Genomic DNA, 12,565 nt, shown 5'->3' with positions numbered 1-12,565 from the left:
CGACAAGAAAATCTAATCAACGCGGTTTCTCCTACAGTCCCTATATTTTACCCTAAATTTGAATCTGAAATCCGCAATATGCTGATATTTTCTTTCTTTTTGACCACTACTGGTTTCCACAAATCCATCTGCAATGCTTGCCGAAAGCGGCGATCCGTCACCGGACCAATCCACATTAATACCCTCTTCCGCCAGCACCTGCGTCAAAAACTCATCAGCCTTTGCCAAATCCGCATCTTCATGTTTACCATCAAAGAACGGCAAATAGAAATATCCAGATGTCAGTACATACCCGTAACAATTGCTTTCCATCGAAATTCCCACGCTTGCAGCGTTCACCGTCCTACCTTCTCCATCGATAACCTTTTCACTAACCCGTTTCCACGCTTCCACAGGTGTGCCCGCATTGGTATAAATGGTGTATTTCTCGTATTTTGTAGTGACATGGTATGTTCCCATGCGCTGGTTAATTTCATGCGTTTCTATCGTCCCATCAGAATTTAACATAGGCTTGGCAACAATCCGTCCATCCTTGTCCACGATGAACTTGCCGCCCTTATCTATCAGCCTGATCAGGTTGTTCAGCGCATATTGGTAGGGTGAAACCTGGTTGTAAACTTCGGCATACTTGTCCTGCACACCCCACCTACCAATAAACGAATGACCCTTGCTCGGGTCTTACGTGCGTAAAGGCTTTGTATGGTGGCCTGGCCTGTGCCTTTGACAATCCAAGAGACGATGACACTGCGCTTAACACTTGCGCCGGACTTGGAAATAGCGGCATACGCAACACGTATACGTCATGTTGGGGATTAATTTTGAAGAATCAATACAGCTTCCCTAAAATCATTTAGTTTAGGTTTATTTACATACTCTTCTCCAATGCGGACCACATGAAACTTTATATTGAATCCAAAATCAGTCTGGCTCAATATTATTTCCAAAGTTTCTTCTGTATTAAACTCTCTCCATTTGCTGCTCAATTCTCGTACGAAAAGAAGGGACTGAACAAATAAATCATCATCAATATAATCATCTATATGTAAAGAATTTATAAAGCATTCATATCCTGTATTATCAATAAAATCCTTTCCGCCTATATGTTTTTGTGCCTTTAATAAGACTTCAAGAAAATAACCCCCATTTTCCACTATAAAACCTTCTTCTAAGAGAGCAATTAAAATTTTACTAAGTTTCTTCCCATAGGCTAAGCTACCTATCAACAATTCGAGCATTTTTAAGTTACAAACTATCATTTTGAATGAAAAATCATTGGTTGCTAATCAAATCCTAAGTACCGCAGCCCCTTCTCGATTCCTTTTTTGAAATCAGAATCATTTAGCAACTTGTTTACTCTATCTGGTGCATCCTTAAATAATCCGGTAGAGGGATCATAAATATACTTATTCCCATCATTATCCTGATAGTGAACTTGGCGCGGCCTACTTGCCGGATTAGGGTTTTCTACATCTATTCGTGCTTTGCCTTTGCCTTTCCAAATCGTTTTACTGACTAATTGAGTTCCTTTTTTAACCAAATTCCCCCCAGCCATGCCAAGAACCGCATTAACTGTTCCCCTCTCCATCGCCTCCCCTAGGGTCAACTGCCCATTTGAATATTCAAGTGCATCGTATATCAACTCCGTACCGGGAATCCAAGTCACGGCCTCCTTCTGCGCATCATACAGCTTTTTAATATCCGCGCCAACCTTTTGCACTCGCCCGGCTATCTTCCTGTTCTGACAAAATTTCGGGATCCTCTGAGGGCTTATTCCCTGTGCCCGGCAGATTGAGGCCGAACATCGCCAAAATCCTACGCCACTTCTCCCACGGATCGTCGCCATCGTTGAAATCCCACGCCATCATCCCATCCGGGTCGATGAACCTTACCGGATTGTTGAACGCATATGTATAAGGTGACCAAGTCCGCATCTTTTCAGCAAGCGGATCCACCGTTCCCCACCTCCCGATCACCGGGTCATACAGCCTCGCGCCGTAGTCGTACTGCTAACCCAGATTCATTTTTTCTCCTTTATATATCGAGCCGTAACTTTGGATTTATTTTTCGTATTTTCGCTCCGTTCAAGTGATAAAACATCTGTGAGAAATACGACATCGTCAAACCTGCCTTTTATACTGTCATGCCATCTGATATTATCCGGGTTCTCGATTTCTTTGGCGAATAGCTTTTCCGTCTTATTTCTTTTAAAATCGAAGTAGCCGTTCCCTCGTCTTATTTCAACGGAACTGTCCGAATTGAAAATCAGGTGTGCAAGCAAACCATTATTGAACCCGCTGTAAGTGATTTTAACATACGAATTCGGATACTTCCCTTTGGAATAATCCCCATAATAAAGGTACGTGGTGGCACCGATATCCTTCCGTGTAACGCTCGTTCCTTTGTACGTATACACAATCAGATTATCCGTACATCCGACACAAAGCGTAAGCGCCGCTACAATTAAACCAATTATACTTTTCATCGACTACCTCCTTATATACCGCTTTCCCGCTTCTATTCCATGTCTTGACAAACGTTCTCTCCGTAGTTGGCACGGTAGTTCAGTATGCCAAAACCCGTTATTGGTTGTACTGCTCCCATATAATAGTCCAACCCACCCATTATCGCTGCAACACCCTTACGGTTATTCGATTGATTGTACAGGCCAAATCCATAATCCAGAATTAAATTAGGCATCATCGACCGTTCAGCCACTGCACCTGCGGCAAAATTACCGGCATCCCTAGCTGACGCATATCGCCCATATAGTTTGGATCCATAATAGTACCCACCTGGGGAATTCCGCTTGATATCCCAATCGCCATACCCTCCCGCCTTCGTGGAATACTCGTATGCAGACGGATTCTTTGAAAGGATTCCCTGACTTCATAAAACGCCCAGTCCGAATCAAAGTCTATTCTCGCTTGGTCCCCTACCTTAACCGAACCATCCGCAGCAACTCCATTTTTTTGGAAATGTTCAAAGTCAGCAAAACCAAAAGGTGTCCAAGTTTCACCCATACGCTTACCACACCCGGAAGTGGTCCCGGTTGATTTTCGCCTTTTATCAATATCATCTTTTGACGTTGCATCATCGTGCTTGTAAACACCCAAATCTCCATCGTCATATATAGCCAATACATTGCCCCACTGATCGGTGTGAGTCGAGGGCGGCATAGCCCACATCCCATCCGGGTCAATGAACCGCATCGGGTTATTGAACGCGTAGTTATACGGGCTGTGCCTCCGCATCTGCTCCGCAAGTGGGTCAATAACTCCCCACCTTCCGATCGCAGGATGAACCTTGTTCATTCTTGTCTAAAATTAGATATCGGTTTACTACTCTACCAATAAGATCTTATCATTAACTTGAAAAACAGGATATACCACGCCAAACTCTTTTAAATAGAATAACTTTTTAAGCTCTACCAACCTATTCAACTCTTTATGAATCAATTCCGTATCGTATGAAAAATTATTCCATTTGGGATTTGTCCTAATATATTCGCCGAACTTCCAAGTACTGAATTTTATCGGATTGCCATTTTCCGGTAAATAGTCAAATTCACAGACAACACCATCCTTTTCAAGCTTACAACCTCCTCCATGATAAAAATATCTATAACCCCCAATTGTTGCCTTGTCATTTTGTCCGCGGAGATCATTGTGATCCATACCTCCATTTTTAAGGAGTTTTTCAAAACCTTCGATAAACTCAAGATAATCGATTACCACAAACGGGATCCAATCAGAAACCATATCCTTTTAACTATCGACAACCATAAAAAATGGCGTCAATGGGTGCACTAATACATCTGGGTCGAGACCGACAGGCCCGCATTCGACCGGAAGACCGCGGAAACGCTCAACGGCATTGACGGGCTCGATGCAGCCGAATTTATAGTACCCGTTCTATTTTTCCGGCGGCGCACCGTCATCATCTTTGGTTGGCCTTTCATCATACCTGTTTTCAAACTCTAAAAAAACCTTTAGCGCTTTTCCTGACAAGTAATCCTTCACCTTGCTTATGTGTGATTTATCACTATAAATAGGATGGAAAATCTGCATAACAATAACATCCTCGGTTTCATTTCCCCCCAATTCTATTGCACGATTTATATAATGAAATGATTTACTAGCAATCACTTCATTATCTATATTATCCAACAGAAATCGACCAAACTCTCCCAAGATAGGATAAACCCCATCCTCATCGTCAAATACGGACGTAAATTGAGGAATTTGTTTCTTCAACTCTGTTATCAATCTGTTGTAATACTCATCTTTAATAACCTGAAAGTGCATTTTGAATATCTTGTAAAAGTTGTTTAGTAATTTGTTTATCCGAAGGAGACAAGTTTGCCCGATTGCTCCAAACTTTTTGAAGTGCCGTTCTATAGTTCAAAAGTTTCGTATGGTGAGATTTACCCCCAACTGTCCCACCAGTTAATTGCTCAACCCTAAAAGCATCCATTGAACTACCGCTTCCTATTTGCGCCGTCGGCCTAAAGAGATCCTTGACTAGATTTTTAAGTTTTGGGTTCTCAACTGAATTCAGTAAGTTTTGCCCCGTCGTTCCTAAGAGTTTTATACCGTTTTTAGAAAGATTACCTCCAGTTATCCCAAGCAATGCATTAACCCCCCCTCTCTCTATTGCTTCTTCAAGGGTCAGCTTTCCATTTGAGTACTCTAATACATCATATATCACCTCTGTCCCAGGAATCCAAGTTAGCACGTCCTTCTGTGCTTCATAACCCGCCTCAATCGTTTTTCCCACTTGCCCAGCCGCTTTACGCATATTTGAGTGCTCTTCTTGGACTGCCGGATCGTTCGACTGCTCAACACCACTATTGGTCAATTTGAAGCCGAACGATTCCAGTATCTCCCTCCATTTCTTCCATGGATCGTCGTCGTCATTGTTGAAATCCCATGCTCTCATCCCATCCGGATCGATGAAACGTACTGGGTTATCAAAGGTATAAGCGTACGGCGAATACCTTCTCATGCTTTCCGCCAGTGGATCCACAGTTCCCCACCTGCCTATCACCGGATCATAGAACCTCGCGCCATAGTCGTATGACTTAAAAATAGGTTATTCTACCAATATGCGAATTTTTGCGTAAAAAACACTAGTTGTATCAAGATCTCCTGTCATATCGCGATAATTTTCCGGAATACCGAATGAAGACAGCTCTTGACAAAATCTTACGACTTCCTCACGATTATAGTAATTGTAAAAGCCTGAGTATTTCCTAAGTAAATAAACCAAGCTATCCTGTCTCACGTATGATTTACCGTCTATCGTCATGTTTCCAAACTGTCCTACACATACTCGGCTAGTGCTACTATCCGCAAAATGGAAATTACTTTGTAAACACATACCATATGTCGAAGCCACACCATTTGAAACCTCTGACTCAGCAAGGAGTCTCTCAATTGCCTCAAATTCATTCCGACTTATATAAGTACTTCCTTTATCGAGTACTTCACGTCCATCAAAATCATCTTCACAAGGGCCATCTGAGTCTACATACCCTTTTGCATAGTACAAGTCTACGTACTCTACTGGTTCGTCATATCGGTTAATTGAACCTGAACACGACACAAATAAAAGGGAAATAAATGCAATTATGTTGTCTAATTGCAATAAACACCCGATACTGTGTTTTGAAATCATATTACCACTCATAAAACGGTCGATTTGATGTATTAGGCATGAATATTGGAAATCTGTCGTTAAATATCGACCAAGGAAAGGGTTTTGACTCTTGAGTTGAAGTGGGATCATTGACCCTGATACTTTTCCCTGCATCGTGAGATTTTCTAACCTGCCCTGGTTTCATCTCCTTGTTCTTGATTGCTGTTTCACGTTCGGCACCAGTGATAACACGCCGTTCTTCGACATTTCCATATTGAGAATCAGGTGTTCCTTGTCGCTTCCTATGAGATGCCACATCTTTAGAAAAAGAAACAGCATGAGCCATCTCATGCTCTAAAGCAGTGGCAGGAGAAAGCGTAAAATCTTCAAATTGGTGCGCCTTAAATGGGTTCCATTGAACTTTGCCTGCTTGATGCCTATCATCGGGGCTTAATCTTAATTCCACTTCAATCTCTGAATTAGTCGCTGCTTCCAACAGGTTCTTTCCTCCGCCATTACCCACATTATACTCATAAGCCCGTATCACGTTGTTCACAAAATAATGCTGCGGTGCGCTGGAAGCATTGGTTCCCGTGAATCTGAACGATTCCTGTTTCCATTTACCGCTCGAGTTTTGTACATGAAAAAATATGATGATGTCCCTGCCATCCGGATCAATGAACTTTATCGGGTTATTAGCAGCATAATTATAGGGAGTTAAAAATGAATACTTTTCAGCCTTTTCATCAATTACTCCCCACCTGCCAATCACCGGATCGTAGAACCTCGCGCCGTAGTCGTACTGCTTGATCCCATCCTGCAATTCCTTCCCGTTGTAAAGATAGTTATTCTTCGGCGAACCCGGGCGTATAAATTGCTGATATTGCAGGCCGAATGGATAATAATCCGCCGTAAAGTTAGGTGTGATCACGTTCGTGCCCTGCGCAAAACCCACCCGGTTGTTGCCTAGGTGGTCACGGATGAAATAGTGGTAGGTGTAGGTGCTGCCGTTGCGCGTGATACGCCCCTCCTCGTGGTGGATGAGTTCCATCGTGGCACCTCCCACGTATTCGATCCCGTCGATGTAGTCGCGCGTTTCAGCGATGGCCGCGTTGGTGCTCCGCAGTTTCCTGCCCGTGCCATCGTACACATAAGTCACATTGCCCGCGACCGCCGTGATGCTCTGTGGTAAGTTTAGGTAGTTGTATGTGGTGGCCGAGATGTTATTGCCCATGCTGCCGCTGTTCACCCGGGTCTTCATGTTCCCATTGACATCATAGGCGTAGCTGGTCGTGCCGGGAAGCTGGTAGGTCGCCGAAGTGCTTGTATTGGCGTCTACCACGCTGGTGAGCTTGCTGCCTGTGTAGTTATAGGTCAATTGGTCAACCACCGTACTGCTCGTTGCCGTACGTATTAAGGTTTTGATATTGCCATTTTTGTCGTATGATAGTGTCTCCCGTCCCTTATTACTTGCCATCGACCCCTGTGTCAGCCTACCCATGTTGTCATACGTGTAGTTGTATGTGTCGGTCACCAAAACCGGTGTGGCCGCTGTATTGTACCGCGTGAAGGCTTGGGAAGTGATGTTACCGTTGTACTGCGGGGCAGTGCCGGCATTGTAAGCCAGTTCCTGCTTGAACAGGTTCTGGTCCGTCTCCGTCTTGGTCAGCCACCCGCGCTCGTTGTAGCTGTAGGTGACCTCTTGCCCGAAAGCCGTCCCGTTTGTGCTGTGCAGCCGCTTCGTCCGGAGTTGCCCGGCCTCGTTATACGCACTACGGGAGATGGTCGTCGGGCTGGCCCCGTTCACCGACTTCTTGGTGTCCAGCACGCGCCCGCGGTGGTCGTAAGTGTATTCCGTCACCACCGTCACCGCAGCCGTGACGGCACTCGTGGTATGGTGCTTGCGCGTGCTTTTCGTAAGCTGCCCGCTGAAGTCATACTCGTTGGTGATGTCGTCGAACTTGTTCGCATTCGACGATCCCCCCAGATAGTGATGCTTCCATTGCCGTGCCAGACGCCCCTCATCGTCGTAATAGTTCACCGTCCACAGGTACGTGGAGGCCGTACCCAGCACCTTCACCTTGCTGGCTACCAGCAGACCCCGCGTGAGCTTGCTGTAGCTTCCCGAGGCATTGTGTGGTAAACCGGGGACACCCGCATAATCATCATAGTAGTTTGCTTCCAACACCTCAATGTGCTCGGTCGCCCCCGGCAGGCTCAGGTTCGTATATCCATGGAAATTGCCAGTGGTCGCGGACCGTTCCTCCCATTGGTATGCATGGCCTTCCAGATACCCCTCTATCGTCTCCCGGTTGACAGTGCGTTCCTTCTCGATACCCCGTATCACCACCCGTCCGAGCCTGTCATACTTGTAAAACGTATGGTATTTTCCTGGGCCGAAACCCGAATAGGTCTCCTGTTGCTGGCGGCTGTCCTGATGGAAGACCAGCCAACCCGACTTGTTGTGGTTGTACGTCTCCCAGGTACCCCCGCCTGGCAACCAACGATAAGCCAGTCTCCCATAACCATCATATCTGTATTGATATGCTAAATTGTTGAGTTCTGTAGCCGTCGGTACACCCGTATTCCGGTCCGGGTTCGACTCCGGCGTCAGCACGAAGCTCAGCTGGCCAAGGTTGTTGTATACATAATATGTGCTCAGCACCTCGTTGCTGCCGTTGAACGTACGCCGTAAGACTACACGCCCATGTTTGTCCGTGTATTCCTCTGTGGTGTGCAGTCGACTGGCGAACGTACCGTTCCCGCCCGCCCAGTTTTCGTCCTTAATCACCGTTACCGCTAGCTGGTTGGTGGCATACACCCCCTCGTTTACTAAGGTCGGCACACCCGAGGCTGAAAGCGTCACGCCGTAGTGTGTAGCCCGTCGCATCGTGGCCACCGCAGTGTACGCCTCCGTGTTGTTGGAAAGGTAATCCGTCACAACCATGTGCTCCTCCGCAGACGACGGTTGCCAGGCTTCGCCCGGGAAACCCTGCTTTTTCACCCGGTCGAGCGGCGAGGCCTCATACTCCATTGTAGTGTGAGCATAGAACGTCGCGGATTGGCCGACCGGGGGCGTGTTGTAATAGTAATTTTGCTGCGACGATACGGCATTTGTACGGAACGCATTGCCCGTGCCTGCCGCGTACGGCAGGTATTCCTTATCGCGGCGCCCCATAGCATCATAGGCGATGGGAGTCACCAGATCTGCCGCTGCCGGCGTGGCTTTCGATGCCACGCCCTGCAAGGCACGTCCGAGCCCGTCGTAGTAATCGATGTCCACGCGCACCTTCGTGTGGTCTGCCATCGCCGCACTCAAGGCCGTTGGTGTCGTGAACGGCTCTATCGGCACTGCTATGCGGATGTAGTTCTTGTTGGTCGATTGCCCAAAAACAGCATGGATTGAGAGGCAAATTGCAACCAGGGCCAAATGTATATGTGTTGTCCGCTTTCTCATGATGATGTGTTATTTGAGGTGATAGGTATAGTCCTGCAGGATGCGGCCTTGGCGGTCTTTCACCCGCAGTAGCCGGTTGAACTCATCGTATTCGTAGTAGATGGTGTACCCTTTGCTGTCTGTAGCGGTGGTCACTGCACCAAGCTGATTATAGGTATAGCTCACCATTTCTGCACCCAAGGGATACAACCGGAGGTCATCGACGTAACCCGCTGGGATGATCTCCAGATTGCCCGACACATTCCGTAGCCTGATTTCCCGCTGCTGCCATGAGCCCTTGGTCTGCAGCACGGTGTTGCTCACCACAACGGCCCCGCTATTGCGGATGCTCACTGTACCGCCCTTCTCCCAGAAGGAGAGCACGTAGGTGTTAGCCGCCACTAGTTGTTTGTCATACGTGGTGATATAGCCCGAGGTATTCGTATTGTTGGTGCAATAGGCGCCCACCGGCGCATCCTGATTGCTGTAGCGCGTAAGCACCTGACCGCCACCACCACGCCAGTCGCTGTCATTGGCCATGGTCTCGAAGCTTGAATATGCCGACTCCAGATAGCGTCCGCCTGTTACCCGCGCAATCGGGTGTTTCATGAACTGGCCGAAGATAGTGGTGGTCACATCGCCGGATGCTCCTATCGCACCCACCGGCTTGGTCTTATTGTACGTGCGCATGGCCTGAAATTCATACTCCATCTGTTTCCTCAGGCTGGGATCCAAGGTGGTGGTCTCACCTCCCGAAACCCGGGTTATCGAAAACGGTGTATATGCTGATAGATTTAAGGGGGTCACATTTTTCAGCCCGAATGCCGTGTGCGGTACTGAGCGCCATTGGTAACCCGGATAGTAATATTGGCGAGTAGGTGTATGAGTGAGCACGGTAGCCCCGGTTATCCGCTCGGTGCCCCCTTCCACCACCGTCGTCACCGTTTCAACCGGCGTGGCGATGTTGTGACTGTACACCAGGTAGGAATAGGGATACAGCTGCGCGTTGTTGTATGTACTGCTGTAGTTGGTCAGCACATCGAAGGCGTAACGGTACTTGGTGCGCACTGTTTGGCCACGGCTGTCCACCGTCTGCTCCTGCTTGAGCAACTTATAATCGGCATCGTAGGTGTAGCTCTTGGTGGTCACCACCGGATTGTCACCATTCTCATCGTATTCAGTTGTGGTTTCGGAAAAGGGGGAAAAAGTACTAATGTCATGGACATAGGCCGTGCCTTCGCGAACACTGACAGCTGTCCCCGGGCATACATTGAAAGAACGCGCCTGCATCGACCGAACCGTTTTTTGGGGCAACACGTAAAGGTAGTGCCACCTCTGCCTTGTAAGCAGTATATCGGTAGCACTGTATTTAAATTCCTCTAGAAGATTGCCCCGCGTATATGCACGCGAATGGTAGGGTGAATACGCTGTCCGCGACTGCTCTAGATTCGGGGTGCTATAGTCGCTATAGATCGACACATCGAAGTTACTGTATTTGGTGATTGTATAACTTCCGTCACTCCGTTTTTCCACCACTTCACTGTAACCGATATGGCTGCCCCTGCTGTTCTCGCAGGCCGGCAGTACAGACTGTGAGGAAAACCTGGATTGGGAATACGTATTTGATCCATTGAACGATTTCACCCTGTAATCATCGAAATAGTACCGGCTTTGTCCCCCTAATATGCCGCTTGACTGCAGCGTGGAGACATTCGATCCGCTGTTATATCCATTTACATAAAAATATTCCTTTTCAACTTTGCTGGAAGGGAACTCGGGGTCATGGCTGCTGATCTTTCGGATGCGTAGCCCACCGGCAAGCGTATTGGAAGACATCGTGGTCGGGGCATTCCAACGCTCCTCAGGAACAGCCATACGATAGTAATGAGGCTCAAAGGTAAAGTTTGTAACACCACCCGTTGGATAGGTGATCCTGCTCAATGTGCCTGCCTGTAAATAAGTGGCGTTCGGCTGCCGGTAGCCGTGGTACGTCAGATGATACGTGCTCGTATTGCTGATATCGGCATAGGTGCCGTTGTAGAACCCCCAATGGTCGGTCATATTCGCCAGATAGCCCGGTAGGGAAACCGATGTGTTGTACATGAATGAGTATGGCTTCAGCAGACCTCCGCCGGACCCCTGTTCCCTTATCGACTGGAGCGTAAGGCGCTGGCTACCGCTAGCACTGTAGGCGAAATTGTACGCCTTCTTCAGCTCTCCATCCACTTCGATACGTATCTGGTCCAGCTTCTTCCACTGCAGTTTATTGAGGTTGGTGGGATACGTATTGTCATAGGAATAGTCCTCCAGGAAAGGCAGGAAACTATCGTAGGAGCCGTGCGATTGCCATTGGGAATACATCCAGTCATATACGGTTTGGGCATACCGCAGTTCGGTACTGGTGGAGCGGATGAATCGCACTATCTCGTGTTTGGCCGCGATACTGGTGAGGTAGACCGGCGAAACCAGCTGGCCCCTATAGGAAGCATAGATCGATCTGTAATCCCAGCTGCTGCATCCGGGCACAGGGTTGAATATCCCCCCGCTTCCCTGTGAACTGGTCCCCAGGTTATTGTTCACCGCGATGGTCATCTGGTTGATGAACGCGTCGCGTTCATAGACGAACGCAACCTCATCACCCAACGGATAAATGATTTTGGTAAGATACCATGTATTGGCGGCCCAATGATCGGTATTCTGCTCAAAAAAATCAATGCTGTATTCGATGGCGTTAGTTGTTCCTCCGAAAATGTATTGAATACCATTCTCGTCGGTTATCGTAAAGCCGGAGAACGGCTTTAAATACCCCAAGTATTCCGGTGGCGATCCCATAGGAGCTGTAAATGGTACGGACAAAAATGTGCCATCGAATGCCACACGGACCGGTCTGTCAGACTTCACTTTCCATTGCCCATCGTGTCCCATATAGAATTTCCCGGAAATCCCATTCACATTAAATGAGAATTCATCTGGTTCGGTGTCCTTCGACGATTCAGGGCCCTGCGCTATGCTCTGCATATAGGTCGTTGTATTCCAATTAGCCGTATTAAGAATTCCATGATTAAAGTAATAACCATAATTGGCAATACCATATGTGCTTAGATTCGACTCATCAGGCATATCCCGGATAAGTCGAGAAATAGCACCGCCTGCTGCCAGATTCCATCCCATCCCCACCCAGCCGGGGTGCATATCTGGCCGGAAACCCGAAGCATGGTAATCCATCGAAATCGGTACATTGACGTCTCCGGATGAAATCGTATGCAGCGGAATGCCGATCTGTGGCACACCAGTGAAATGGGAAACCGGATATTCCCCGAACAATCCCAACGTGGCTGCATTTGGGCTGGGCAGCGACCGTGGGGCGACGGGCATCTGGCCCTTAACGGAAAAAAACACGGCACTGAACAGGCATGGTAGGATCAAGCGCATGCCGCTGGCCAAATGGCGTAATGGAACACTCATGTCGATGTATATTACTGAGGTAAGTCC

At 47.7% G+C, this 12,565-nt stretch carries 11 protein-coding genes and 2 pseudogenes; all 13 read right to left on the bottom strand.

The features are described 5' to 3' along the window. Window positions 1–12: 12 nt before the first annotated feature. Complete coding sequence (locus NF543_RS07655) at window positions 13–639, bottom strand: hypothetical protein (protein WP_257667529.1); 627 nt, start codon at window positions 637–639, stop codon at window positions 13–15. Window positions 640–812: 173 nt separating this feature from the next. Then, a complete protein-coding gene (locus NF543_RS07650; protein ID WP_505560197.1) occupies window positions 813–1,235 on the bottom strand; it encodes a PM0498 family protein in 423 nt (140 codons plus the stop codon). Window positions 1,236–1,279: 44 nt separating this feature from the next. Next, complete coding sequence (locus tag NF543_RS07645; protein ID WP_257667527.1) at window positions 1,280–1,717, bottom strand: hypothetical protein; 438 nt, start codon at window positions 1,715–1,717, stop codon at window positions 1,280–1,282. Further along, window positions 1,692–1,991 (bottom strand): annotated as a pseudogene (locus tag NF543_RS07640) (RHS repeat domain-containing protein); the annotation flags it as partial. The gene NF543_RS07645 and the pseudogene NF543_RS07640, both read right to left, overlap by 26 nt. 26 nt (window positions 1,992–2,017) lie before the next feature. Further along, complete coding sequence (locus NF543_RS07635) at window positions 2,018–2,482, bottom strand: hypothetical protein (protein ID WP_257667526.1); 465 nt, start codon at window positions 2,480–2,482, stop codon at window positions 2,018–2,020. Window positions 2,483–2,514: 32 nt separating this feature from the next. Beyond that, window positions 2,515–2,697 carry a hypothetical protein gene (locus tag NF543_RS07630; protein WP_257957453.1) on the bottom strand — a complete coding sequence of 61 codons (183 nt, stop codon included), beginning with the start codon at window positions 2,695–2,697 and terminating at the stop codon, window positions 2,515–2,517. Next, window positions 2,697–3,311, bottom strand: a complete 615-nt coding sequence (locus NF543_RS07625; protein WP_257667524.1) for a hypothetical protein — start codon at window positions 3,309–3,311, stop codon at window positions 2,697–2,699. Before NF543_RS07625 ends, NF543_RS07630 begins: the two co-directional genes overlap by 1 nt. Window positions 3,312–3,338: 27 nt before the next feature. Next, on the bottom strand, window positions 3,339–3,758 hold the full coding sequence (locus NF543_RS07620; protein ID WP_257667523.1) for a DUF6896 domain-containing protein: 420 nt from the start codon (window positions 3,756–3,758) through the stop codon (window positions 3,339–3,341). 153 nt (window positions 3,759–3,911) lie between these two features. Beyond that, window positions 3,912–4,253 carry a hypothetical protein gene (locus NF543_RS07615; RefSeq protein ID WP_257667522.1) on the bottom strand — a complete coding sequence of 114 codons (342 nt, stop codon included), beginning with the start codon at window positions 4,251–4,253 and terminating at the stop codon, window positions 3,912–3,914. A gap of 678 nt (window positions 4,254–4,931) precedes the next feature. Next, window positions 4,932–5,076 (bottom strand): annotated as a pseudogene (locus NF543_RS25495) (RHS repeat-associated core domain-containing protein); the annotation flags it as partial. A 15-nt stretch (window positions 5,077–5,091) separates the two neighbouring features. Next, window positions 5,092–5,688 (bottom strand): hypothetical protein, encoded by a 597-nt coding sequence (locus NF543_RS07605; protein WP_257667521.1) that lies wholly within the window; start codon window positions 5,686–5,688, stop codon window positions 5,092–5,094. Further along, window positions 5,678–9,094, bottom strand: coding sequence for a DUF6443 domain-containing protein (locus tag NF543_RS07600; RefSeq protein ID WP_257667520.1), 3,417 nt, complete (start codon window positions 9,092–9,094; stop codon window positions 5,678–5,680). The genes NF543_RS07605 and NF543_RS07600 overlap by 11 nt, the downstream gene beginning before the upstream one ends. A gap of 9 nt (window positions 9,095–9,103) precedes the next feature. Then, window positions 9,104–12,538 (bottom strand): RHS repeat domain-containing protein, encoded by a 3,435-nt coding sequence (locus NF543_RS07595; RefSeq protein ID WP_257667519.1) that lies wholly within the window; start codon window positions 12,536–12,538, stop codon window positions 9,104–9,106. Window positions 12,539–12,565 lie beyond the last annotated feature (27 nt).

Source organism: Parapedobacter tibetensis (genome assembly GCF_024704835.1).
Lineage (GTDB): Bacteria > Bacteroidota > Bacteroidia > Sphingobacteriales > Sphingobacteriaceae > Parapedobacter > Parapedobacter tibetensis.
Note: the sequence above shows the minus strand (reverse complement) of the source record. Positions and strands in the feature narration are given on the sequence as shown.